Here is a 24,706-nt window from a genome sequence, read left to right as displayed (position 1 = left end):
CAGGGCTGTTAATCAACGCCCTGATTTAACGAGAAAAGCGGATAATAAGGCGGGAAAACAATGCTAATAATCTCGCGGGTTTGCAACAAGATAATAACAGAGGAGGATTACGTAATATTTTGAAAAATAAGCGAATAAAAAAGCCCCGCATTGGCGAGGCTTATGTCTGAGATCGAAGCGCTGAGCGCTTCAGTCAGCAGTGATTCGATCAGATAGCAGTTACGTTAACCGCAGCTGGGCCTTTCTGGCCATCCTGAATTTCGAACTCAACGTTCTGGCCTTCAGCCAGAGTTTTGAAGCCGTTACCCTGGATTGCAGAGAAGTGTACGAACACGTCTTTGCTGCCGTCAGCAGGAGTAATGAAACCAAAACCTTTAGACTCGTTGAACCACTTAACTTGACCTTTAATCTTTGCCATTTGCAAAATTCCTTAGAGTGTTTTCTTAGCCCGCGGGCTTTGACATAGATAAAACTGAGACATTACTGCTTGAGGCACTAATATAAGGTTCGGCAGAGAAGCGGTATTCAACGACAACGTGTTTACTCAGGACTTCTTTACTGAAAATGCCACACATAAACAGAACTGTACCTCGTTTGACCCAAAACGTGTTATCACACACAACGTTTAATATGGCAAGCCATTTTTAAACGTGTCTCGATCCGCCGCACAAATTCAGACGTTACTCCATAACAATCTGCACAGTTATGCGAATTGTCAAATGAAGCGCCACCTGACCTCACTGCCCGCAGGGTGCGTTGACGCGCCCTGTAATCAAAGACTTTTTAAACATAGCTCAATCATTTCAAAGCGTCCATCCCAATCCCAGAATTTCTTTAAAGGAATGACTGAGTTAGAACATTTTGTGAAAAGTTATGCTGAAAACATTGCAACGCACCAACATGTGTCAGGGAATATACGATGTTAATTACATTTTGCTAACTGTATTAAAAACCACCATTTAATAAGTGTTATTCTGCACCAAAATAATGAAATTTTTATGACTCTGCCTCAAAACAAGGCAAGCAAAACGTTTCGATAAAAATAAAACACTTCAGGAAAGATAAAGCACACTATTTATTCAACGAAACTGAATTTGTTAAATAAGGATAAATATTCGCCAGTTTTCAGTGTGCTAAAACATGAGTTAACTGCTGCTTAATTAAATGCCGGGAAGTTGTGGGATGCATTTGATAAGGGAGGGGATTTACGCCGTACGTCAGGCCACCTCCCCGCTCCTGGCAGACTATCGTTCAGCTACCAGGCGAATGAAGTCTTCCTCGTCTTGTTGTTGAGCAACAGCGTCCTTCGGTACCGCTTTCTCCTCCGGCTCGTTGGCTTCGCACAAACGACGCAGCAGCGCAGTCTGCCGTTTCTGCTGATCGAGCAATGCTTCCAGCAGCTCAATCTGCTCGTTTGTGCGGGAGCTGGCGCGGTTAACGAAAAACCACAGCACCAGCCCAACGACCAGCACCACCAAAGACATTACCAGGGATGCAATGCTCAGCAGCCCCGAATTCAGTAACTCACCCATTTCACCACCTCAGTAAAAACCGCCATTTTACCACTGCCGCCGCGTAAGGACATCACTCAGCGTAAAAATGGTCTCTACCAGGGGATAAACTTATTGATTGAACAAATGCCGCTAAAGAACTGTACATCCTGATCGCACATCACATTGATAGTCTGCGTCCACAGCACCACGCATGCTATCAACACTATAATCAGAATTACCCAGCGTATTTTTTTCACTCCACACTCCGTCTTATGACCTGATACAGCCAGGTTATCACGGTTATCTTAAACAGGGGCTAACTGTACCTTCAACAGACGCTTTTCGGAATCGTGCACTTGTTTCACTGCGTAAAGCCGTTACGCTTACTCTATGACAACAAAGAAAAAAGAGGCAACGATGCGTTTACTTATTCGTACAGTAATTGTACTGGCCATTGTCTGGATCGGCCTGTTATTAAGTGGGTACGGCGTGTTAATGGGGAGCAAAGAAAATGCCGCGGGTCTGGGTATCCAGTGTAAATATCTTACCGCCCAGGGGATAAGCACGGCTCAGTACATCCATTCCGACAGCGGGATCATCGGGTTAACCAACTGTCCTGTGCTGCGTAAATCATCTGTTGTGGTTGATAACGGTTAATCAGCGCTGAACTTCGCTTACAGAAACGCCGCAAAAGTGCGGCGTTTTTATTGGTGGCGTCGATCAGAACGGATAATCGTTATAGCCCATCTGCTCTGAAATTTTGCGCGCTGCGGTATGCAGAATCGCCACATATTCATGAAGACGCTCTTCAGAGAAACGCAGCGTTGGGAACGAAATGCTCAGGCCCGCAATGACAACGCCGAAGCGGTCAAACACCGGCACACCGATGCAACGCAGCCCCTCTTCCTGCTCTTCGTTATCTTCCCCGTAACCCTGCTCACGCACTTTATCCAGCACGCTCAGCAGTTCTTCCGTACTGGTAATCGTGCGGTCGGTGCTGCGTTTGTACTCCACCCCGTCAAGGATTTGCTTCACCTCTTCGCGATCGCGCCAGGCCAGCAGTACTTTACCAATTGCGGTGCTATACAGCGGGTTACGACGACCAATGCGTGAATACATGCGCAGGTTGTACATGGAGTCAATTTTGTGGATGTAAACAATGCTGTCTTCATCCAGCGCACCGAGGTGAATTGTCTCTTTCGTCAGTCGTGAAAGTTCACGCATCTGAATGTCAGCGCTGCGGATCAGATCCACGTTCTGCAAGGCACGGGCGCCCAGTTCAAACAGTTTCAGGGTCAGAGAATATTTTTCTGATTCTCCTTCCTGCGCGACATAACCCAATGATTTCATCGTCTGCAAAAAGCGATAAACGGTGCTTTTCGACATCATCACACGCTGCGACAACTCTGTAATACCAATTTCACGCTCTTCTCCGAGCGCCTGCAAGATGCCAAACACCTTCAGCACGGAAGAAACAGAATCTGGCTGCTTATCCAAATCTGCGATTGCCATTTATCACCTCATGGAGAGTGTTTTATAAAAATCAGAACCGGTTTTTATTATAAATTCGTGTGATGCGTGCTGCAATCTATCTGGGTTTACTTCGTTACAAATCTGCGACATAAAACCGAAATAACGATGCTAAAATAGTTACTCTGAAAATAATTTCACGCTGAGTCATTCTTTCCCCATGCAAAAAAACGTTTCTGATGGCCTGCCCTTACCGCAGCGGTACGGGGCAATTGCCACTATTGTCATCGGTATTTCGATGGCTGTCCTTGACGGTGCGATTGCCAACGTGGCTCTTCCTACCATTGCCAAAGACCTTAATGCTTCGCCGGCAAGCTCCATCTGGATTGTGAACGCGTACCAGATAGCGATTGTGATTTCCCTTCTGTCACTCTCTTTCCTGGGCGATATGTTTGGTTATCGCCGGGTTTACCAGTGCGGGCTGGTGGTCTTTACCCTCACCTCGCTCTTCTGTGCCCTTTCAGATTCACTGCACACCCTTACGCTGGCGCGTATCGCGCAGGGCTTTGGCGGCGCGGCGCTAATGAGCGTGAACACGGCCCTGATACGGCTTATTTATCCTCAACGCCACCTGGGGCGCGGCATGGGCATTAACTCCTTTATTGTGGCCGTGTCGTCCGCCGCCGGCCCAACGATTGCCGCCGCCATCCTGTCCGTTGCCTCGTGGCAGTGGTTGTTTGCCATTAACGTGCCGCTGGGCATTGTGGCGATCTTCTTCGCCCTGCGCTATCTTCCGGAAAATGGTCCGAAAAGTACCATGCCACGTTTCGATCTGCCCAGCGCCGTGATGAACGCGCTGACTTTTGGCCTGCTAATTACGGCGCTGAGCGGATTTGCGCAGGGACAGTCTCTGTCGCTCATTGCCGCAGAAATCGTTGCCATGCTTATCATCGGCTTTTTCTTTGTACGACGTCAGCTGGCGCTGCCCGTGCCGTTACTGCCGGTGGATTTGCTGCGTATTCCGCTGTTTTCGCTATCCATTTGTACCTCCATTTGCTCGTTCTGCGCCCAGATGCTGGCGCTGGTTGCGCTGCCGTTCTTTTTGCAGAGCGTGATTGGCCGTTCAGAAGTGGAGACAGGCTTGCTGCTCACGCCCTGGCCGCTGGCAACCATGGTGATGGCCCCGCTGGCCGGTTACCTTATTGAGCGCGTCCATGCCGGGCTTCTGGGGGCGATTGGGCTGGTTGTCATGGCGGTGGGACTGTTTTCGCTGGCGCTCCTGCCCGCCTCGCCGGGGGATCTGGATATTATCTGGCGCATGATCCTGTGCGGGGCCGGTTTTGGTCTGTTCCAGTCCCCTAATAACCACACGATTATCACCTCTGCCCCACGTCATCGCAGCGGTGGCGCCAGCGGGATGCTGGGCACGGCAAGACTGTTAGGGCAAAGCACCGGGGCCGCACTGGTGGCGTTGATGTTTAACCTTGCCGGGCAGAATGCGACACACGTTGCGCTGATTACCGCAGGGACCTTGGCGACCCTCGCGGCTGTCATTAGCGGCCTTCGCGTCACCCAGCCAAAGGCGCAGGCATAAAAAAACCGGGCGGAGAATGGCTCCAGCCCGGTTCTTTTTCAACCCGATTACGTTACTTCAGGTATTCCCCGCTACGCAGCGCTTCAATACGTTTATCCAGCGGCGGGTGAGACATAAACAGCTCGCTCAGCGACTTTGATTTGCCGTTGATGCAGAAGGCCATCATGCTGTTTGCTTCCTGCGGCTCGTAGCTGGTTTTAAGACGTTGCAGCGCAGCAATCATCTTTTCACGACCCACCAGTTTCGCGGAACCGGCATCCGCGTGGAACTCACGATGACGGGAGAACCACATGGTAATGATGCTTGCCAGGATACCGAACACCAGCTCCAGCACCATTGAAACAGCAAAATAGATCAGCGGGTTGCCGTTGCTCTCTTCACCCTCATCACGGTTGCCACCCATAAACCCGGCAGCAATCTGTGCCAGAATACGAGAAATAAAGATAACGAAGGTGTTCACCACACCCTGGATCAGGGTCATGGTGACCATATCGCCATTGGCGATATGGCTGATCTCGTGAGCAATAACCGCTTCCGCTTCGTCACGGCTCATGTTTTGCAGCAGGCCGGTACTGACGGCCACCAGGGACGCGTCACGACGCGCACCGGTAGCAAACGCGTTAATATCCGGCGCGTGGTAGATGGCTACCTGCGGCATGGCAATGCCCGCCTGCTTTGACTGCTGAGCTACCGTGCTCATCAGCCACTGCTCCATATCGTTACGCGGTTGCTCAATAACTTCACCGCCCACGGATTTCAGTGCCATCCACCTGGACATCAGCAGTGAAATGAAAGAGCCACCGAAACCAAACAGCAGCGCCATAATCAACAGACCCTGAACGCTGCTCGACTGAATTCCCGTCAGGCTTAGCACCAGCCCGAATACCACCATCACCGCCAGGTTGGTGAGCAGGAAGAGCGCGATTCGCATCATAATATTCTTTTAACCTCAGTTTAACAAAACGCACTATGCGATTACCCACATCGTATGGGTATTACGGCTATTTTCAAGCATCCAGACGGCGTAAGTCACCAGAAAGACACAACTTTACACAATTGGAAATCTGCCTGACGGAAGGAGGAGGTACATAAAGAAACAGGCACAATTTCTTGTGCCTGTTGGGGGATTATTTTGTCGGAGCAGGTTGCAGGGCGGGTTTCTCTTTTTCCAGCTTCGCCAGATCAAGCGCGATATGCACCGTCTCGTCCAGATACGGATCGGGCTCCTGGTAATCCTTAGGCAGATCGTCCAGTTTTTTGAGCAGAGGCTTGCCTTCACGTTTGAAGCGATCGTTGATACGCGCCAGACGTGTCGCGTCATCTTCATTGTTCTCTTTCTCACGCTGGGCGTAGTTCAGAGACACAATGTTCCGTTTCGCTTTCAAAGCGTTGAAACGCGCGATGTCCTTCATGATGTACTGGAATTCCGGATCCTTCCCGATGCGATCGTTGTGATTTTTCAGCAGTTCTGGTCCGAACTGTTTCATATCACCTGATTTCACGAATGTCGCGGCATCAATGCTATCCCACGGCAGCGCGTTATCTTCAAACTTCTCGCCCGTTTCCGTCTCTTCGGTACCTGTCGGCATCATGATATCCGGCGTCACGCCTTTGCGCTGCGTACTGCCGCCGTTTACGCGGTAAAACTTCTGAATGGTGTACTGTACTGAGCCCAGCGCTGGCCATTCAGGGCGCAGCATCTGGTCGTAAATACGGTTCAGAGAGCGGTACTGCTGAACGGTGCCCTTGCCAAACGTCGGTTCGCCGACGATTAACGCCCGGCCGTAATCCTGCATGGCAGCAGCGAAGATTTCCGATGCAGAGGCGCTGAAGCGATCGACAAGCACCACCAGCGGACCCTTATAGTAGACCACACCATCGGTATCGGCATCTTCACGCACTTTACCGTTGTTATCGCGCACCTGTACCACCGGGCCAGACGGGATAAACAGCCCGGAAAGCGAGACGGCCTCGGTCAATGCCCCGCCGCCGTTGCTGCGCAGGTCAATGATCACGCTGCTGACATTCTGCTTTTCAAGCTTCTGGAGCTGCACTTTCACATCATCGGTCAGGCCGACGTAGAAACCAGGGATATCCAGAACGCCAACCTTCTCTTTACCCACGGTTTTCACCGACATTTTCACCGCGCGATCTTCCAGACGGATACGCTCACGGGTCAGAGTAACGATACGGGTTTTGGTCCCCTTACCGGCTGGCAAGATCTCCAGACGAACTTTGCTGCCCTTCGGCCCTTTGATCAGCGCAACAACGTCATCAAGACGCCAGCCAATCACGTCCACCATGCTCTTTCCGGTTTGGCCCACACCGACAATACGGTCGCCTACGCTGATCGCTTTGCTTTTCGACGCAGGGCCACCGGCCACCATGGAGTTGATTACGGTGTAGTCATCGTCCATCTGAAGCACAGCACCGATACCTTCCAGAGACAGGCTCATTTCGGTATTGAACTGTTCGGTGTTACGTGGAGAGAGATAATTAGTGTGCGGATCAATTTCATGCGCAAACGCGGTCATCGCCAGCGAGAAAACATCTTCACTGTTGGTCTGCGCCAGACGACGAATAGCGAATTTGTATCGACGATTTAACGTCTCACGGATCTCTTTCTCGTCATTGCCTGTAAGCTTGAGGCTCAGTTCGTCATATTTGACTTTTCCGTCCCACAGCGCATTCAGTTCAGCCTCGTCTTTCGGCCATGGCGCTTTGCTGCGGTCCAGATTAAAGGTGTCGTTGCCGGTGAAGTCCATCGGACGTTCCAGCACTTTCAGCGCGTATTGATAACGCTCAAAACGGCGCTTTTGCGATAAGTTGTACAGATCGTAGAACAGATCGAGCTTTCCGGAGCGCAGCTCATCACCCACTTCGGATTTGCGTTTAGCGAACTGTTCGACATCGCTGGCCAGCAGTACGTTATGGCTGTAATCCAGCAAGTTCAGATAACGGTCAAAGATTTTGGCCGAAAAGGCCTGATCGAGATCGAACTGACGATAGTGCGAACGAGTAAAGCGCGACGTCACGCGCTCACTCACCGTCGCGTGCTGAGTCTCTTCCTTGAGAACCGGAATTTGATCAACACGCGTAATATCGTCCACAGCGAAAGCATGGCCTGTTATAGCAAACAGGCCAGCCAGCGCGGTGAGCTTAAAAAAAGTGTTCATGCCAGGCTCGGCCTCCGTTTCAGAACAACAAGTGTTCTGCGCGTACAATCATTGACATACCAGAAGTCAGCTGTACACGAACGCCATCTTTGGTGATTTCCAGTACGGTGGCGTCCATCGCGTTGTTACCCGCTTTCACTTTAAGAGACTGACCTACGCTCAGCGCATTGATGTCAGAAACCGGGGTGTGACGCGGCTCTTCGCGCGGGGCACGTGGGGCTTTAGCTGCGGGTTTGTCAGCACGCGGTTTGCGATCGTTATTTTCAGTACGACGCGGTGCCGGGCGCGGTTTACGCTCGCGACGAGGGGCGTCTTCCTGACCGTTTGCCGCTGCGGCTTCGCGTTTTTTCGCCTGCTGTTCCGCACGCTGTGCCTGCACGCGAGCTTTGGCTTCTTCAAGCTGCTTACGTGCATGTTCTACGTGCTGCTCGTCCAGCTCACCGCACGGGTTGCCGTCAAGGTCGACACGGGTCGCACCCGGCTTGATACCGTACAGGTAACGCCAGCTCGAGGTATAAAGGCGCAAGGCAGAACGAAGCTGCGTTTTGCTGAGGTTCATCTCCCCCTCAACGCGCGCGACCAGATCCTGAAAGATACCGACTTTCAGAGGACGCGCTTCACCTTCAGCGCTGAAGCACTGCGGGAAACGCTCGGCCAGAAATGCGATAACTTCTTTACTGCTATTCAACTTAGGTTGATTTTCCATGAAATTTCCTGATTACAACGGACGTTGCCAACAAGCGCAGGCATGAACAGGCGACATTATAATGACGCTATCAGTAAATGCTACGTTATCCGTTGATTATCCTGCGACGCTCGCAAAGAATTTATGATAATCGGTCTCTGCCAGAACATTTTCCAGGTTTGCGGCCAGCGCGCGCAGCCCCTGCTCATCCTCGGCAGTAAAGCGGCTGAAGACCGTGCTGTCGATATCCAGAACGCCAATAATCTGATTTTTAACCACCAGCGGCAGTACGATTTCAGAATTGCTGCTGGCATCGCAGGCAATGTGGCCGTCAAACGCATGAACATCTTCGACACGCTGAACCTGACGGGTCGCCACTGCGGTACCGCACACGCCACGACCTACCGGGATGCGTACGCAGGCGAGTTTACCCTGGAAAGGCCCCAGCACCAGCGTGTCACCTTCCAGCAGATAAAAGCCCGCCCAGTTCACGTCAGAAAGGCGTTCGAACAGTAACGCACTGGTATTTGCCAGAGTGGCTAAGAAACTGGTTTCCCCTGCCATTAATGCCTTAAAATCGCGATTCAGATCCGCGTAGAATTCTGTTTTGTTCATTATTCAATCACTTAGTTATCTTACATAGTTACCGCATAGCCTATTAAAATAAGCATTAAATGCGCTCATGCTCAAGATGAATCCGTTCATGAGTTATTATAACTTTCAACAATACTAATCTGTGTGCGACTGATGGCCCTAAAAACACCCCAAATTACGCCGACACGAAAGATCGTTGTCCGTACGGTAAGCCAGGCTCTGCCCCGTGCACATTATCAGCGTTGTCCCCAGTGCGATACGCTTTTTATGTTGCCGAAGATGAAATCGCACCAAAGTGCTTTTTGTCCATGCTGCGATGCCAAAATCCGCGATGGCCGGGACTGGTCATTGACGCGTCTGGCGGCAATGGCGGTCACCATGCTGCTGCTGATGCCCTTCGCCTGGACCGAGCCGCTGTTAAAGCTCTACCTGCTTGGCGTGCGTATTGACGCTAACGTGTTGCAGGGGATCTGGCAGATGACGCGCCAGGGCGATCCGCTTACGGCCGCCATGGTGCTGTTCTGCGTCGTCGGCGCGCCGTTGGTGCTGGTCGCGGCAATTGCCTACCTGTGGTTTGGCAACATTCTGGGGATGAACCTGCGCCCTGTCCTGCTCATGCTGGAAAAGCTCAAGGAGTGGGTGATGCTGGACATCTATCTGGTAGGCATTGGCGTGGCCTCCATCAAGGTGCAGGATTATGCGTTTTTACAACCCGGCATTGGACTTTTCGCGTTTATTTCACTGGTCCTGCTGAGTATTTTGACCCTGATTCATCTCAATGTTGAACAGCTTTGGGAGCGATTTTACCCGCAGCGCCCCGCGACCCGGCCTGATGAAAACCTGCGCGTCTGCCTGGGCTGCCATTACACCGGTTTTCCGGATAAACGCGGGAGGTGCCCACGCTGCCACATTCCGTTAAGATTGCGACGCAACAACAGCCTGCAAAAGTGCTGGGCGGCGCTAATCGCCTCCCTGGTATTTTTGTTCCCGGCCAACATGCTGCCGATCTCCGTAATTTATGTGAACGGCGCCCGTCAGGAAGATACTATCCTTTCGGGGATTATCTCTCTGGCGCACAGTAACGTGGGGGTCGCCGCCATTGTTTTCATCGCCAGTATTCTGGTGCCCTTTACCAAAGTGGTGGTGATGTTTACGCTGCTTATTAGCATTCACTTTAAATGCGAACAAGGACTACGCACCCGCATCCTGCTTCTGCGATTTGTGACCTGGATTGGTCGCTGGTCGATGTTGGATCTGTTCGTGATTTCGCTGATGATGTCGCTCATCAATCGCGATCAGTTACTTGCTTTTACCATGGGACCCGCAGCTTTTTATTTCGGCTCTGCGGTGATATTGACTATTCTTGCAGTGGAATGGCTGGACAGCCGCTTACTTTGGGACGCACATGAGTCAGGAAACGCCCGCTTCGCCGACTGAAGCGAGAATTAAAACAAAACGCCGCATTTCGCCATTCTGGTTGCTGCCTGTCATCGCGCTGATGATCGCAGGCTGGCTTATCTGGACGAGCTATGAAGATCGCGGAAGTACCATCACGATTGATTTCCAGTCTGCGGACGGCATTGTCGCCGGACGTACCCCCGTTCGCTTCCAGGGGGTGGAAGTGGGTACCGTGCAGGATATTTCCCTTGGCAAAGGGCTGAACAAAATCCAGGTCCGGGCGAGCATTAAGTCTGATATGCAGGATGCCCTGCGCGCCGAAACGCAGTTCTGGCTGGTCACGCCTAAAGCCTCCCTGGCCGGCGTTTCCGGGCTGGATGCGCTTGTGGGCGGTAACTATATCGGCATGATGCCCGGCAAAGGTGAGCCACAGGATCACTTTGTTGCGCTGGATACCCAGCCGAAATATCGGCTGAATAACGGCGATTTGATGATCCATCTCCGCGCGCCGGATCTCGGCTCGCTGAACAGTGGTTCTCTGGTCTATTTCCGCAAAATTCCGGTAGGCCGCGTTTACGACTACGCCATTAACCCGAACAAAGATGGCGTGACTATTGATGTACTCATCGAGCGCCGTTTTACCAACCTGGTGAAAAAAGGCAGCCGCTTCTGGAACGTCTCAGGCGTCGATGCCGACCTGAGCTTAAGCGGTGCGAAAGTGAAGCTTGAGAGCCTGGCGGCGCTGGTGAATGGCGCTATCGCCTTCGACTCACCTGCTAACTCCAGCCCTGCCGCCGCAGAAGATACCTTTGGCCTGTACGCCGACCTGGCGCACAGCCAGCGCGGTGTCATCGTCAAGCTGACCCTGCCGGATGCCAAAGGCCTGAAAGCCGGTTCGACCCCGCTGATGTACCAGGGTTTAGAGGTCGGGCAACTGACAAAATTAACCCTCAATGCGGGCGGTTCCGTTACCGGCGAAATGACGGTGGATCCGAGCGTGGTGGATCTCCTGCGGGAAAAAACGCGCATTGAACTGCGTAATCCGAAGCTCTCCCTCAGCGACGCCAGCATCAGTTCTCTGCTGACGGGAAGCACCTTTGAGCTGATCCCCGGCGAAGGTGCGCCGAACAAAAACTTTGTTATCGCGCCGGCGGATAAAGCCCTGCTGCAAAAACCGGGCGTGTTGACGGTTACGCTGAATGCACCGGAAAGCTACGGTATTGAAGCCGGGCAACCGCTGATCCTGCACGGTGTGCAGGTGGGCCAGGTCCTCGAACGTAAGCTGTCGGAAAAAGGGGTCTCCTTCTCCGCCGCCATCGATCCGCAGTACGGCAACCTGGTCCACGGCGACAGTAAATTTGTGGTTAATAGTCGGGTCGACGTGAAGGTGGGTCTGGACGGGGTTGAGTTCCTCGGCGCCAGCGCCAGTGAGTGGGTTAACGGCGGGATCCGCATTCTGCCGGGCAGCAAAGGTGCGCTGCGCGAAAGCTATCCGCTGTTCGCCAATCTGGACAAAGCCATTGAAAATAGCCTCGGCGACCTGCCAACCACCACGCTGACCTTAAGCGCTGAAACGCTGCCGGATGTCCAGGCAGGCTCCGTCGTGCTTTACCGTAAGTTTGAGGTGGGGGAAGTGATCACCGTTCGTCCTCGTGCGGACGCGTTTGATATCGAACTGCATATCAAGCCGGAGTACCGCAAGCTGCTCACGCCAAACAGCGTGTTCTGGGCTGAGGGTGGCGCGAAAGTGCAGCTCAACGGCAGCGGGCTGACCGTACAGGCATCGCCTCTCTCCCGTGCCCTGCGCGGTGCGATCAGCTTCGATAACCTGAGCGGCGCCGGCGGCAACATGCGTAAAGGTGACAAGCGGATCCTCTTCCCGTCCGAAACCGCGGCGCGCGCGGTCGGGGGGCAGATTACCCTGCACACCTTTGATGCCGGTAAACTGGCAGAAGGCATGCCCATCCGCTATCTCGGCATTGATATCGGGCAGATCCAGAAGCTGACGCTGATCACCGCACGCAATGAAGTGCAGGCGACCGCCGTGCTTTATCCGGAATATGTGCAGACGTTCGCCCGGGCAGGCTCGCGCTTCTCGGTAGTTACGCCGCAAATTTCTGCCGCAGGGGTTGAGCATCTCGATACCATACTTCAGCCGTACATTAACGTTGAACCGGGTCGCGGCAACGCACGTCGTGAATTTGAGTTGCAGGAGGCCACCATCACCGACTCCCGTTATCTGGACGGTCTGAGCATTGTGGTTGAAGTGCCGGAAGCCGGTTCGCTGGGCATCGGTACGCCGGTCCTGTTCCGCGGCATTGAAGTAGGGACAGTAACAAGCCTGACGCTGGGTAATCTGTCCGATCGCGTGATGGTCGGCCTGCGCATCAGCCAGCGTTATCAGCATCTGGTGCGCAACAACTCGGTGTTCTGGCTCGCTTCAGGCTACTCGCTGGACTTCGGCCTGACCGGTGGCGTGGTCAAAACGGGGACCTTTAATCAGTTCATTCGCGGCGGCATTGCCTTCGCGACGCCGCCTGGCACGCCTCTGGCGCCTAAGGCGCAGGCAGGTAAACACTTCCTGCTGCTGGAAAGTGAACCGAAAGAGTGGCGCGAATGGGGAACGGCGCTGCCGCGTTAATCTCGCAGGCTCCGGTGTCAACGCGCCGGAGCCTTTATGTTACACTGCGCACCTGAATGTTTCCCTGTGGTGTGCCCGTGGCTCAAAACTCCGTATTTCTTCCCGAACAATTCCTCGCACAGATGCGCGAGGCGCTTCCAGCTCATCTCTCTTTCGACGATTTCGTTGCCGCCTGCCAGCGCCCTTTGCGCCGGAGTATTCGCGTCAATACGCTGAAAATCAGCGCCGGGGCGTTTCTGGATCTCGTCTCCCCCTACGGCTGGCAATTAACGCCAGTGCCGTGGTGTGAAGAGGGTTTCTGGATCGAACGGGATGACGAGGAGAGCCTGCCGCTCGGCAGCACCGCCGAGCACCTGAGCGGGCTGTTTTATATTCAGGAAGCCAGCTCCATGCTGCCGGTTGCTGCGCTGTTTGCCGACGGGAACCAGCCTGAGCGGGTTATGGATGTCGCGGCGGCGCCGGGCTCTAAAACCACGCAGATTGCCGCCCGGATGAATAACCGCGGCGCGATCCTCGCCAACGAATTTTCCGCCAGCCGCGTTAAAGTCCTGCACGCCAATATCAGCCGCTGCGGGATCCACAACGTCGCGTTAACGCACTTCGATGGTCGCGTGTTTGGCGCTGCCCTGCCGGAAGCCTTTGATGCCATCCTGCTCGACGCGCCCTGCTCCGGCGAAGGCGTGGTGCGTAAAGATCCTGATGCGTTAAAAAACTGGTCCGTTGAAAGCAACCTGGAGATCGCCGCCACACAGCGCGAACTGATCGACAGCGCGTTTCATGCCCTGCGCCCAGGCGGGACGCTGGTTTACTCTACCTGCACGCTGAATCGCGATGAAAACGAGGACGTCTGCCTGTGGCTCAAGCAACGCTATGCGGATGCCGTCGAGTTTCTGCCGCTGGACACCCTCTTCGACTCGGCCAGTCATGCGGCCACGCCTGAAGGCTTCCTGCATGTCTTCCCGCAGATTTACGATTGCGAAGGCTTCTTTGTTGCCCGTCTGCGTAAAACCCGCGCCGTCGATCCCTTGCCTGCCCCTAAGTTTAAGGTCGGCAACTTCCCGTTCACGCCGGTCAAAGGCCGTGAGGCGGCACAGGCGCAAGCGGCTGCGAGCAAAGTCGGCCTGCACTGGGATGAGAGCCTGCGCCTCTGGATGCGTGACAAAGAGCTGTGGCTGTTCCCGGTCAACATCGAACCGCTGATTGGTAAGGTGCGTTTCTCCCGCCTCGGTATTCGCCTGGCGGAGATCCACAACAAAGGCTATCGCTGGCAGCACGAAGCGGTCATTGCGCTGGCCGGCAGTGAGAACACCTTTGCCCTGACGCATCAGGAAGCGGAAGAGTGGTATCGCGGTCGTGACGTTTACCCGGAAGACGGCCCCTCACAGGATGAAGTCATCGTGACGTATCAGGGCTATCCGCTGGGGCTGGCGAAAAAAGTCGGCTCGCGGCTGAAAAACAGCTATCCGCGCGAACTGGTACGCGATGGCCGCCTGTTTACCGGTAACAACCGCAGCGCCTGAAAAAAAGCGCATTTTTTTACTGGCGATTTCGCTCTCCTTGTCTAGGATCAAGAATGGGTGACTGCACTGGTCATACCAGATTTTGGGCAACAAACCGGAGAGCATTATGACGAAAACCAGCGTACGCATTGGCGCTTTTGAAATCGACGACGCTGAATTGCGCGGCGAATCACAAGGCGAACGAACGTTAAGTATTCCCTGCAAATCCGATCCGGATTTGTGCATGCAGCTGGACGCCTGGGATGCAGATACCAGCGTCCCGGCGATCCTTGATGGGGAACATTCCGTTCTGTACCGTGAGCATTACGACAGTAAAACCGATGCCTGGGTCTTGCGTCTTGCCTGACTCAAAGAGAACCCGCCCGAAGGCGGGTTATTTATTACTGAAGCTGCGCCAGCGTCAGAAAGCCCCCGAATACTGCCCCCGTATCAATGTAGTGCAGATTGTTAAAATCGTAGCGTTTGTCCACAGGCGTATGTCCAAACCAGAAGTGATCCGCACCGCTAATGCCCTGCCCTTTGCCCACCATAAAACCCATTAGCCGGTCGCGATCCCACAGCACGCGCTGGGCATCCACCGGCTTATGCCAGCCATATTCGGCGGAGGGATAATCCGCATGAGCAATCACGTTCAGACCGTTTTTGCAGGTTATTTCAATAATGTGCGGTAAGTCCCGACACGCATCGAGTAAACCCTTCGCCTGTTTTTGTTGAGCGTCCTTAAGCCCGGTAAACCAGTTACCGCCATTTATCGACCAGAGACTAAAATCATTATTTTCAAGCGCATCTAACGCCATTTGCTCGTGATTACCGCGTACCGCATAAAACCAGTTTTCCTGCATCAGCTGTAAACATTTTACGCTGTCAGGCCCGCGATCGATAATATCCCCCACCGAGATCAGCAGATCCGTATCAGGATTAAAATGCCGTCGTTTCAGCTCATCCATAAGCCACTGATAGCAACCATGAATATCGCTGACAACCCAGACATGACGCCAGTGTTCTCCCTCTATTTTCTGATACATAACGCCTCCTGTAAGAAGTATAGCTGCCACAGAAAATGTCATGAGCTGGCGTTGGATTTTGCGAATCCAAACAAACCATAAACCAGCAGGAAATAAAGATCGCTGCGCTATTAATCCCTTATTCCCTGGCCTTTAAAATAGAGCGGAATAAAAAGAGGGATTTTCACGTGTCAAACATACACCTGCAAAACGATGTTTTTTATCCGCATCGCACAAATATTATTTCTGAACTGGTGAGAGGAAAACGCGTTCCCGGCCCAATCTGGCACAAACGTGATTACCGGTTAAAGTTCCTTCTACGCTCGCTTTTATTCTGGTCCTCCACCCATCGCATGCTGGAGGCCCTGTCCGGGCGCGATGATTTCGACAGGCTGCTCACCTCTCAAATTACCTTGCCGAGCAAAACTCACCGCCAGTATCTGATGCGCGGCCTGAACTCAAACGATCGGGCCGATGCTATCGTCAGCCACTATCAGTGGATTGATAGTCTGAAAAACATCGCCCTCGCCCACGCGCTGACCAGCCCGCAAGAGGTGCCGGTTGTCCGGTTCGAGGCAAAAAACGGCGAAATCTATACCGTCCACGCCTCGTCCGCAGGTAAGGCCGAACGCGAAGGCGAAAGCACGCTTTGGCTGCACGACAATGACAATACGCTGCTTGCCAGCCTGACGTTCTGTGTCGCACGCAGTAACGGCCGTACGGTGCTGGTGATCGGCGGCCTTCAGGGTCCACGTCGTCATGTTTCACGGGAGGTGATTAAGCAGGCTACCCGTGCCTGCCATGGGCTTTTCCCGAAACGCGTGCTGATGGAGGTGATCTTCCAGCTTGCCTCACGCTCGAACATTAGCGCGATTTTTGCCGTCAGCGATGAAGGCCATGTTTTCCGCGCGCTGCGCTACCGTCTGAGCAAAGGCCGTCATTTTCACGCCAGCTACGACGAGTTCTGGGAAGGCCTGAACGGAAAGAAACTCTCCCCCTTCTGCTGGCAGTTGCCGCTCCAGATGGAGCGTAAAGCACTGGAGGAGATTGCCAGCAAAAAACGCGCCGAATACCGTCGCCGCTTTGCGTTACTTGATGATATTGCGGCTTCCGTACATGCGCGCATTGATCCCGCAGCCGCCTCAGGCAAAAAACAAACAAAAATTTAACAAAACAGCCAAAAAGGACTGGACTTACGCCTGCCGGGTTGTGGTATGTTTGAGGCAGGCGCACAGGAAGTGAACCTTCTGCTGAGACGAAAACCGGATTTTATCGTTTATTTTCAAGCAGATAAAAAGAGACCGAATACGATTCCTGTATTCGGTCCAGGGAAATGGCTCTTGGGAGAGAGCCGTGCGCTAAAAGTTGGCATTAATGCAGGCTCAATCGCCTTGCCCTTTAAGAATAGATGACGACGTCAGGTTTTCCAGTCCACAGTAAAAGTGGTCTGAAAAAAAGCGTCAGAACATCACTAAATGTGAAAAACCGCAGAGCTTTTACAAGCACCTGCGGTTTTTTTTTACTGGAAACCTGACGGCTAGCAGAGCTTTTCAGCGCGCTCAATAAACGGTGCCAGACTCTTCTTCTGCCCGGGGTTTGCCGGGTCATCTACCTGGATCACGCTGACAGGCTGTCCGTTACTTTTCCCGCTGGCAACCTGCTGCTCCGCCACGTCATTTAACGGATACTGCACGAGCGTACTGGGATTGATGACATACAGCGCGTTACCGGGACGGCAGGTAAGCATGACTTCTTCACGATTAAATGCCCAGTTGTCCTTACCCACTTCAAACCGGCTGACAGTGATGACCTGCGGCGCGGCTAACGCACTGCTGGCACAGGTGAGAAGTAAAAGAGAAAGCAGTGTCTTTTTCATATGTTATTTAACCTTGTCAGAAGGGTTCCCAGGTCGCGAACAGGCTGACGGCGGCCAGTACCAGCGCGCCCAGCACCACCTCTGCCTGTGTCATCCTGATAAAAATCTGTTGTTCCCGCCCGGCCTCCGGGCGAAAGCGTGGCACAAGAAAATACCGATTCGCCAGCGCAATTGCCACCATCATCATGACCAGCGCACATTTGAACAACAACAGCTGGACATAAGGCGCCTGCCACGGCACGTTTATGCCAACAATAAAGAGCGTATTGATTATCCCGGTCAGCAGCACGCCTGCCACGGCGTAATGCCCCACGCGGGAGAAGCGCATCATGGTAAAGATAGCGGCTGGCTGCCAGCGGCCTTTCGCCAGACGCATACAAAACAGCAGCGGCAGTAAACCACCCACCCAGGTCGCGGCGCAGAGCAGGTGAAGCGCATGGTTGAGACGATGCAACGCTCCCGGTGCGCCACCGTTCATCGCGGCATGTCCCACGCCCGCCAGCAGCACCAGCTGCCCCATCGCGAGCAGTAACAGCCGTGAGCCTTTTTGCGGGGTAAGCCATGCAGCGCCCGCCGTCACAGCGGCCAGCACCATTTGCCACAACCAGACGCCGCCAAATTGCGTTCCCAGCACGCTGCGCCAGACCGCCGGACGAATGACATCGCCCCAGCCGTTGCCCATCAACCCACTTTGCAGGCCAAACATCAGCAGAGCCGCTATCAGGCTGATTAAGGCCGCGAGTTTCTGCTGCCGCTGGAAACGCCGGGTCATGAGGCGCTGCAACGAAGACGGCGCAAACCAGACGCTGTAAAGCGCGTTGCCGAAAAGCAGCATCAGCGCAGCAAAATGGATAAAGCGTAACGCGACGTAGCTCAGGGTCAGCATGCTATTTCACGCTAAAGTGATAGCTGCCTTTGGTTTTGTGGCCATCCACGGAGACCACATGCCAGTCCACCGTGTAGGTGCCGGACGTCAACGGTTTCTCAAGAGGAACAATCAGCTTTGCGTTATCCTTCTCGTCACGCTTCACCGCGCCGGTCTGGATCTTGTGCTGCTGCGCGTCCGTCACCACCACGCCGCTGAAGGCAGGCTCAATGCCTTCCGAGAAGTTCAGGGTAATGACCTCTGGTGCCACCGCAACGGTATTTTCCTGCGGGGATTGCTGCTTAAGATGCGCATGGGCCAGAACTGAGGGCGTGATGGCTGAAGAGAGCAGAAAGACCAGCGCGCACGCGACACGGGAAGGGGTAAAATGCATCACAATCATTCCTTTTCGTTATGCCTGAATGCTAAAGAATAACTCTGTATAATTAACGAGTCGAGGAACATCCTTTGCTCCCTTGTCATCGTTGAACAATCGCGGTAACGTTGCCGCCGCAGAAAAAGGAGAAGGAAATGAACGTTAATCTGGCCGCCCTTCCTCAGGACGAGATGGACAAAGTGAATGTCGATCTCGCCGCCGCGGGGGTCGCATTCAAAGAGCGTTACAACATGCCCGTCGTGGCTGAAGTGGTAGAGCGTGAACAACCCGCGCATCTGCGCGACTGGTTTCGCGAACGTCTCATTGCGCATCGCCTCGCCTCCGTCAATCTCTCGCGCCTGCCGTACGAACCTAAAGTTAAATAAGCTTAACGTCTCGTTACACTTCCTTACGCGTTATGTGGCAGGATAAGAAAACCCTGATAAATTTAGGTGTAATCTTAAAATCCCAGCGACTTAGTGTATAAGGAAGTCACGATGTCACGATGGAATATTGCCGCGGCTCAGTATGCCCCGCGGCACAACTGTGTTGATGAGCACGTAAAACATCACCTGCACTTTATTGCCGAGGCTGCCTGGCATGGGTGCGATTTAATCGTCTTTCCGGAGCTTTCGCTTACCGGCCCAGGCGGAACATCCTTACCCCCACCCCCTGACGATTTGCAGCTTGCCCCCCTCCTTCACGCCGCCCAGTCACGTTTCATCACGGTGATTGCTGGTATTACGCTCCAGCAACACGGCCAGCCCCAGAAAGGACTCGCGCTTTTCACCCCTAACCTGTCGACCATTCGGCGTTATCCGCAGGGCAACGGTGCGGGTGTTATTCCTGGCGATAAACGGTTAACCATCGTGGATAACCAGGCTGACGCCCCGGAACTGGACCCGGAGGCAACGCTGTTCACCAGCAGCCTGGCCGTGGGCGAGCATCGCTGGCGGCAATCCATCGGTTCGTTACAACGCTTCGCGCACAAGTACGCCATCGCGGTATTAATGGCGAACGCGCGCGGCGGTAGCGCGTTATGGGATGAAAAAGGTCAGCTGATCGTACGTGCCGATAAGGGAGAACTGCTGCTAACCGGTTCTTTAGGCCAACAGGGTTGGCAAGGCGATATCATTCCATTAGGCTAGGCATTTTTGGATCAGGAGCGATCAATGCTGCGCGTTATCGATACCGAAACCTGTGATTTGCAGGGTGGAATTGTGGAAGTCGCTTCTGTCGACGTGATTGATGGAAAGATAATCAACCCCATGAGCCATCTGGTGCGCCCGGATCGTCCCATCAGTGCGCAGGCGATGGCGATACATCGCATTACGGAATCGATGGTGGCGGACAAGCCGTGGATTGAAGAGATCATCCCTCTATACCACGGTAGCCAGTGGTATGTGGCCCATAACGCCAGCTTTGACCGCCGCGTGCTGCCGGAGATGCCCGGCGAATGGATTTGCACTATGAAGCTGGCGCGCCGTCTCTGGCCGGGGATCAAATACAGCAATATGGCGCTGTATAAGTCGCGCAAACTCAGTGTGCGGACGCCGGAAGGGCTGCATCATCACCGCGCTCTTTACGACTGCTACATCACCGCAGCGCTCCTGATTGATATCATGAATACTTCCGGCTGGACGCCAGACGATATGGCGACCATTACCGGGCGCCCCGCGCTACTGACCACCTTTACGTTCGGAAAATATCGCGGGAAGCCAGTATCGGAAGTGGCGGACAAAGATCCGGGCTATCTGCGCTGGCTGTACAACAACCTCGACAGAATGAGCCCGGAACTGCGCCTGACGCTGAAGCATTATTTAGGCGAAGCCTGAGTCCCCGCCCGGCCTGGCAGCGTATCCTGCGCCAGGCCAATCAAAAAGGCGTACTCCAGCGCCACCCCTTCATAGGATTTAAATCGCCCTGATTTCCCTCCGTGCCCCGAGTCCATATCGGTACACAGCAGCAGCAAATTATCGTCAGTTTTCAGCTCACGCAACTTCGCCACCCATTTCGCGGGCTCCCAGTACTGTACCTGAGAATCGTGCAGGCCGGTGGTCACCAGCATATGCGGATAGGCTTTCGCCTCGACGTTATCGTACGGGCTGTACTCTTTCATGTAGCGATAATAGGTTTCATCCTGCGGGTTCCCCCACTCCTCAAACTCCCCGGTGGTCAGTGGAATGGACTCATCCAGCATGGTCGTCACCACGTCCACAAACGGCACCTGGGCGATAACGCCTTTAAACAGTTCAGGCCGCTGGTTGATCACGGCGCCCATAAGCATGCCCCCGGCGCTGCCCCCCATGCCAAAGCAGAGCTGCGGATCGCCATAACCCTGCGCGATCAGCGCATCGCAAACATCAAGGTAGTCATTAAAGGTATTTTTCTTTTTGAGAAATTTTCCGTCTTCATACCAGTGCTGACCCAGCTCGCCGCCGCCGCGAATATGGGCAATCGCATAAACAAAACCGCGGTCGAGCAGGCTCAGCCTGCTGCTGCTGAAATCGGCGTCCATGCTGGATCCATAGGAGCCATAGCCATAGACGAGGATGGGGTTTTTACCTTTGTTGAAGTGCGCCTTGTGATAGACGAGCGACACTGGGACTTCAACGCCGTCGCGTGCGGTCACCCACAGGTGCTCACTGCGATAATTTTCCGACTCAAAACCCCGGACCTCCGCCTGTTTAATCACCTGACGCTGCCCGGTGTCCATATCCAGTTCAAACAACGTATCCGGGGTGGTCATCGACGAATAGCCGTACCGCAGGCGGGACGATTCCGGTTCCGGGTTAAAGCCGATCCACGTCACGTAAGCCGGGTCATCGAACGCAATGCCCACCACTTCGCGGGTTTTGCGGTTGATTTGGCGGATACTGGTCAGTCCGCGCTGACGCTCTTCCACCACCAGCCAGTCGGTAAACAGGGTGAACCCCTCCAGCATCACCTGATCGCGCGCGGGAATTAACACTTCCCATTTGCGTTCATCGCGCACTTTGGTTTTATAAAGGCCAAAGTTTTTGCCCTCGCGGTTCGAACGCAGGTAAAAGCTGTGCTGGAAGTGATCCAGGCTGTACTCATGATCTTTACGGCGCGGCAGGAAGCACAGCGGCTGCGCATCCGGCAGCTCTGCATCCAGCAGCAGCACTTCTGAGGTGGTGGCACTGGAGAGGAAAATGATCACGTAGTGGCGAGACGACGTTTTGTGCAGGCTGACATAGAACGTCTCATCTTTTTCCTCATACACCAGTTCATCGTCGGCGGAATCGGTCCCCACCGTATGACGCCAGACCTGATAAGGCAGCAGCGTTGAGACATGCTTTTTAACGTAGTAGACCGTTTCTGAATCGTTACCCCAGACAAAATCGGGGGAGACATTATCCAGCATTTCGGGATACCAGTTTCCCGTTTCAAGATTGCGGAAACGCAAACCGTACTGGCGGCGGGAGAGGTAATCCTCAGCCAGCGCCATAATGGCGTTATCGGGGGAAATGGACATGCCGCCCAGCGTATAAAACTCACTGTGGGCCGCACGTTTGTTAGCATCCAGCAGGATCTCCCATTCATCCCACTCGGCGCTCAGCACAGACTGGCGCTGGTAGATGGGATATTCGTTTCCCGGCTCATAAATATGGCGATAGCGATAACCGTTTTTGCACCACGGGGCAGAGACATCACGCTGGGGGATACGCTGCACCATTTCCTTCAGAAGTTGATCCTGAAGCGCCTGCTGGCTGGCCATGACCTGGCGGCCATAGTCGTTTTCCTCGTGCAGATAGTCCAGCACCTCTGGCCGGGAACGAGAATCGTCCCGCAGCCAGTAGTAGTTATCGATACGCGTATCGCCATGCGTGGTGATCGCATAAGGAGTACGTCGGGCTTTTGGAGGCATGGCATTCTTACTTTTTCGTTTTACATCCTATAAGGTTGGCAAAACACGCGTATGATGCAAGCGAAACATGGCCTTCTAGCCCACGAGGGTCTGCTTCTGCTGCTGAATATCCTGCTCAATTCCCTCACGAACGTCCTGTGGGATCTTCAGCGCATCGCCCAGGGCGTTCAGGTAGCTGCGCTCCATAAAGTGATCGATATCGATGGCGGCACAGCTCAGAAAATAGAGTTCCAGCGCCTCTTCTTCGTTTTTCACGCTTTGCGCCAGACGCTGCGGATCAAGCGGCTGTTCGATGGCCTGCGCCACCAGCGCCCTGCCCTGCTCCTCAACGCCCGCTTCCCGCATCTGCTGTTCAATTGCGGCACGTTCAATGACATCAATATGCCCGTCGCTCTTGGCCGCAAAGACCAGGGCGAGGATCAACCGCTCGGTGCGTAAATCTAACGGCGATACCTGCTTCCCGTACTGCGGTTCATCCTGATGCGCGCTGCGCACCTTGTCTTTGTATTTGTTCCATAAGACGGAGCCTGCAATAGCCCCTCCGCCCGCCAGCAGCGCGCCGGTACCGTATTTGGTAAGCAGTTTCCGCGATGATTTATTGGCAACCAGCAAACCGGCCAGCCCGCCGAGCGCACCCGGCACCAGCAGCTTGCTCAGACCCTGCTCGCCGGACGACGAGCCTTTTTGTCCCAACAGGGATTGCAGTTGATTCATCCAGCCTGACATATTTTTCCTCACGTAACAGTGCGTAACCTTCACAGCCTAAGCGAGCGGGTGTCAGGAAATGTCTGTCAGTACTAAAGAAGCGCAAATTTCCCTGCTGTCCGGTTATCCCCATACAAGACAGACGCAAACGTTTTCGTTTATACTGCCCGCATCTTTTTCAGGGGGATTTTTATGACTCGTTTAGGAACCGCGCTGCGTCCCGCCGCGACGCGCGTCATGCTGTTGGGATCGGGTGAACTGGGTAAAGAAGTGGCCATTGAATGCCAGCGTTTAGGTGTGGAAGTGATTGCGGTGGACCGTTACGCGAATGCGCCCGCCATGCACGTCGCGCATCGCTCGCACGTCATCGATATGCTTGACGGTAATGCGCTGCGGGGGTTAATTGCCGACGAAAAACCGGATTTCGTGGTACCTGAAATTGAGGCCATTGCCACTGAGATGTTGATTGCCCTTGAACAGGAAGGCCAGCGCGTGGTGCCCTGCGCCACTGCGGCAAAACTGACCATGAACCGGGAAGGCATTCGTCGCCTGGCGGCAGAAGAATTACAGCTCCCGACCTCCAGCTACCGTTTTACCGGGGATAAAGCTGCGTTTCTCCAGGCCGTAGAGGAGATTGGCTACCCGTGCATCATTAAGCCGGTAATGAGCTCCTCCGGCAAAGGGCAGAGCTTTATCCGCGACAGCAGCACGCTGGACAACGCCTGGGACTATGCCCAGCAGGGAGGCCGAGCCGGGGCCGGGCGCGTCATCGTGGAAGGCGTGGTGAAGTTTGATTTTGAAATTACCCTGCTCACCGTCAGCGCCGTGGATGGCGTTTATTTCTGCGACCCGATTGGTCATCGGCAGGAAGACGGCGATTATCGCGAATCCTGGCAGCCGCAGCAGATGAGCGCGCTGGCGCTGGCACGCGCACAGGAGATCGCCCGCAAGACGGTGCTGGCGCTGGGCGGCTACGGCCTGTTCGGCGTGGAATTGTTTGTTTGCGGCGACGAGGTGATCTTCAGCGAAGTCTCCCCTCGTCCGCACGATACCGGGATGGTTACGCTGATTTCACAGGATCTCTCTGAGTTCGCGCTGCATGTACGCGCTTTCCTCGGCCTGCCGGTTGGCGGCATCCGTCAGTACGGCCCGGCAGCCTCGGCGGTGATCCTGCCGCAGCTGACCAGCCAGAATGTCACCTTTGATAACGTCGAAGGTGCGGTTGGCGCAGGCTTGCAGGTCCGGCTGTTCGGCAAACCGGAGATCGACGGAAGCCGTCGTCTGGGCGTGGCATTAGCGACCGGGGAAAATGTGGACGAAGCCGTCGCGAGAGCAAAAAGAGCGGCTGCGAACGTCAGCGTAGCAGGATAAAAAAACGGGCCGAAAGGCCCGTTTTAACTGTCTGGCTGGCCGGGTT

General features: G+C 54.2%; 26 protein-coding genes and 1 pseudogene. 12 read left to right on the top strand and 15 right to left on the bottom strand.

Annotated features, from left to right (window positions below):
• Positions 1–208: 208 nt before the first annotated feature.
• The 4 genes and pseudogenes from cspE to mgrB form a co-directional block, all read right to left on the bottom strand.
• The gene (gene cspE, locus SK54_RS11125) at positions 209–418 is read right to left on the bottom strand and encodes a transcription antiterminator/RNA stability regulator CspE (protein ID WP_001062678.1); all 210 of its coding nucleotides are present in this window, start codon (positions 416–418) and stop codon (positions 209–211) included.
• A gap of 12 nt (positions 419–430) precedes the next feature.
• Positions 431–575, bottom strand: a pseudogene (locus SK54_RS11120) (DUF2627 domain-containing protein).
• 669 nt (positions 576–1,244) lie between these two features.
• Complete coding sequence (locus SK54_RS11115) at positions 1,245–1,532, bottom strand: YebO family protein (protein WP_017693259.1); 288 nt, start codon at positions 1,530–1,532, stop codon at positions 1,245–1,247.
• 74 nt (positions 1,533–1,606) lie between these two features.
• Positions 1,607–1,750, bottom strand: coding sequence for a PhoP/PhoQ regulatory lipoprotein MgrB (gene mgrB / locus SK54_RS11110; protein ID WP_003859906.1), 144 nt, complete (start codon positions 1,748–1,750; stop codon positions 1,607–1,609).
• Between the two features lie 160 nt (positions 1,751–1,910).
• Here mgrB and SK54_RS11105 point away from each other — a divergent pair, with 160 nt between their 5' ends.
• Positions 1,911–2,150: a YobH family protein gene (locus SK54_RS11105; protein WP_017384332.1), complete on the top strand. Its 240-nt coding sequence runs from the start codon at positions 1,911–1,913 to the stop codon at positions 2,148–2,150.
• Between the two features lie 63 nt (positions 2,151–2,213).
• Here the strand turns inward: SK54_RS11105 and kdgR are convergent, their stop codons facing one another.
• A complete protein-coding gene (gene kdgR, locus SK54_RS11100) occupies positions 2,214–3,005 on the bottom strand; it encodes a DNA-binding transcriptional regulator KdgR (protein ID WP_015570299.1) in 792 nt (263 codons plus the stop codon).
• 178 nt (positions 3,006–3,183) lie between these two features.
• Here kdgR and SK54_RS11095 point away from each other — a divergent pair, with 178 nt between their 5' ends.
• A complete protein-coding gene (locus SK54_RS11095; RefSeq protein ID WP_039270566.1) occupies positions 3,184–4,557 on the top strand; it encodes an MFS transporter in 1,374 nt (457 codons plus the stop codon).
• 52 nt (positions 4,558–4,609) lie between these two features.
• Here SK54_RS11095 and htpX read toward each other — a convergent pair whose 3' ends face one another.
• The 4 genes from htpX to SK54_RS11075 all read right to left on the bottom strand — a co-directional run bounded on the left by htpX (position 4,610) and on the right by SK54_RS11075 (position 9,033).
• Positions 4,610–5,491, bottom strand: a complete 882-nt coding sequence (htpX, locus tag SK54_RS11090; RefSeq protein ID WP_015570297.1) for a protease HtpX — start codon at positions 5,489–5,491, stop codon at positions 4,610–4,612.
• Positions 5,492–5,684: 193 nt separating this feature from the next.
• On the bottom strand, positions 5,685–7,733 hold the full coding sequence (gene prc, locus SK54_RS11085; protein WP_048247189.1) for a carboxy terminal-processing peptidase: 2,049 nt from the start codon (positions 7,731–7,733) through the stop codon (positions 5,685–5,687).
• 19 nt (positions 7,734–7,752) lie between these two features.
• Complete coding sequence (gene proQ, locus SK54_RS11080; protein WP_003859895.1) at positions 7,753–8,439, bottom strand: RNA chaperone ProQ; 687 nt, start codon at positions 8,437–8,439, stop codon at positions 7,753–7,755.
• A gap of 96 nt (positions 8,440–8,535) precedes the next feature.
• The gene (locus SK54_RS11075) at positions 8,536–9,033 is read right to left on the bottom strand and encodes a GAF domain-containing protein (RefSeq protein ID WP_006811006.1); all 498 of its coding nucleotides are present in this window, start codon (positions 9,031–9,033) and stop codon (positions 8,536–8,538) included.
• Between the two features lie 132 nt (positions 9,034–9,165).
• Between SK54_RS11075 and yebS the strand changes: the two genes are divergently transcribed.
• The 4 genes from yebS to SK54_RS11055 all read left to right on the top strand — a co-directional run bounded on the left by yebS (position 9,166) and on the right by SK54_RS11055 (position 14,917).
• Positions 9,166–10,449, top strand: a complete 1,284-nt coding sequence (yebS, locus tag SK54_RS11070) for a membrane integrity lipid transport subunit YebS (protein ID WP_020480541.1) — start codon at positions 9,166–9,168, stop codon at positions 10,447–10,449.
• Positions 10,418–13,051: a PqiB family protein gene (locus SK54_RS11065; protein WP_048247186.1), complete on the top strand. Its 2,634-nt coding sequence runs from the start codon at positions 10,418–10,420 to the stop codon at positions 13,049–13,051. Before yebS ends, SK54_RS11065 begins: the two co-directional genes overlap by 32 nt.
• 56 nt (positions 13,052–13,107) lie before the next feature.
• On the top strand, positions 13,108–14,571 hold the full coding sequence (gene rsmF, locus SK54_RS11060; protein ID WP_048247184.1) for a 16S rRNA (cytosine(1407)-C(5))-methyltransferase RsmF: 1,464 nt from the start codon (positions 13,108–13,110) through the stop codon (positions 14,569–14,571).
• A 106-nt stretch (positions 14,572–14,677) separates the two neighbouring features.
• Positions 14,678–14,917, top strand: a complete 240-nt coding sequence (locus SK54_RS11055; RefSeq protein ID WP_003859885.1) for a YebV family protein — start codon at positions 14,678–14,680, stop codon at positions 14,915–14,917.
• Positions 14,918–14,951: 34 nt separating this feature from the next.
• Here SK54_RS11055 and pphA read toward each other — a convergent pair whose 3' ends face one another.
• Positions 14,952–15,596 carry a protein-serine/threonine phosphatase gene (pphA, locus tag SK54_RS11050; RefSeq protein WP_015570293.1) on the bottom strand — a complete coding sequence of 215 codons (645 nt, stop codon included), beginning with the start codon at positions 15,594–15,596 and terminating at the stop codon, positions 14,952–14,954.
• A 167-nt stretch (positions 15,597–15,763) separates the two neighbouring features.
• Between pphA and SK54_RS11045 the strand changes: the two genes are divergently transcribed.
• Positions 15,764–16,744 (top strand): VirK/YbjX family protein, encoded by a 981-nt coding sequence (locus SK54_RS11045; protein ID WP_048247182.1) that lies wholly within the window; start codon positions 15,764–15,766, stop codon positions 16,742–16,744.
• A 45-nt stretch (positions 16,745–16,789) separates the two neighbouring features.
• On the top strand, positions 16,790–16,987 hold the full coding sequence (locus tag SK54_RS11040; RefSeq protein ID WP_017693250.1) for a hypothetical protein: 198 nt from the start codon (positions 16,790–16,792) through the stop codon (positions 16,985–16,987).
• 125 nt (positions 16,988–17,112) lie between these two features.
• Here SK54_RS11040 and SK54_RS11035 read toward each other — a convergent pair whose 3' ends face one another.
• Genes SK54_RS11035 through yobA form a run of 3 tightly spaced genes read right to left on the bottom strand, consistent with a single transcriptional unit; the run spans position 17,113 to position 18,710 of the window.
• Positions 17,113–17,451: a YebY family protein gene (locus tag SK54_RS11035; RefSeq protein ID WP_003859787.1), complete on the bottom strand. Its 339-nt coding sequence runs from the start codon at positions 17,449–17,451 to the stop codon at positions 17,113–17,115.
• A 16-nt stretch (positions 17,452–17,467) separates the two neighbouring features.
• Positions 17,468–18,337 carry a copper homeostasis membrane protein CopD gene (copD, locus tag SK54_RS11030; protein ID WP_017693249.1) on the bottom strand — a complete coding sequence of 290 codons (870 nt, stop codon included), beginning with the start codon at positions 18,335–18,337 and terminating at the stop codon, positions 17,468–17,470.
• Position 18,338: 1 nt separating this feature from the next.
• A complete protein-coding gene (yobA, locus tag SK54_RS11025) occupies positions 18,339–18,710 on the bottom strand; it encodes a CopC domain-containing protein YobA (protein WP_023296802.1) in 372 nt (123 codons plus the stop codon).
• A 137-nt stretch (positions 18,711–18,847) separates the two neighbouring features.
• Here yobA and SK54_RS11020 point away from each other — a divergent pair, with 137 nt between their 5' ends.
• The 3 genes from SK54_RS11020 to exoX all read left to right on the top strand — a co-directional run bounded on the left by SK54_RS11020 (position 18,848) and on the right by exoX (position 20,527).
• Complete coding sequence (locus SK54_RS11020) at positions 18,848–19,078, top strand: DNA polymerase III subunit theta (RefSeq protein ID WP_003859784.1); 231 nt, start codon at positions 18,848–18,850, stop codon at positions 19,076–19,078.
• A gap of 111 nt (positions 19,079–19,189) precedes the next feature.
• Complete coding sequence (locus tag SK54_RS11015; protein WP_015570289.1) at positions 19,190–19,840, top strand: carbon-nitrogen hydrolase family protein; 651 nt, start codon at positions 19,190–19,192, stop codon at positions 19,838–19,840.
• 24 nt (positions 19,841–19,864) lie between these two features.
• Positions 19,865–20,527: an exodeoxyribonuclease X gene (exoX, locus tag SK54_RS11010; protein ID WP_039270549.1), complete on the top strand. Its 663-nt coding sequence runs from the start codon at positions 19,865–19,867 to the stop codon at positions 20,525–20,527.
• On the opposite strand, the gene ptrB is transcribed toward exoX, so the two are convergent.
• Entirely contained in the window at positions 20,509–22,584 is a 2,076-nt protein-coding gene (gene ptrB, locus SK54_RS11005; RefSeq protein WP_017693247.1) for an oligopeptidase B, read from the bottom strand. The two genes, exoX and ptrB, sit on opposite strands and share 19 nt — an antisense overlap.
• A gap of 75 nt (positions 22,585–22,659) precedes the next feature.
• Entirely contained in the window at positions 22,660–23,310 is a 651-nt protein-coding gene (locus SK54_RS11000) for a tellurite resistance TerB family protein (protein WP_039270548.1), read from the bottom strand.
• Between the two features lie 171 nt (positions 23,311–23,481).
• Between SK54_RS11000 and purT the strand changes: the two genes are divergently transcribed.
• Positions 23,482–24,660, top strand: coding sequence for a formate-dependent phosphoribosylglycinamide formyltransferase (gene purT / locus SK54_RS10995; RefSeq protein WP_039270547.1), 1,179 nt, complete (start codon positions 23,482–23,484; stop codon positions 24,658–24,660).
• Positions 24,661–24,706 lie beyond the last annotated feature (46 nt).

The sequence above is a fragment of the Enterobacter sp. MGH120 genome (genome assembly GCF_001037725.1).
Classification (GTDB): domain Bacteria; phylum Pseudomonadota; class Gammaproteobacteria; order Enterobacterales; family Enterobacteriaceae; genus Enterobacter; species Enterobacter hormaechei_C.
Note: the sequence above shows the minus strand (reverse complement) of the source record. Positions and strands in the feature narration are given on the sequence as shown.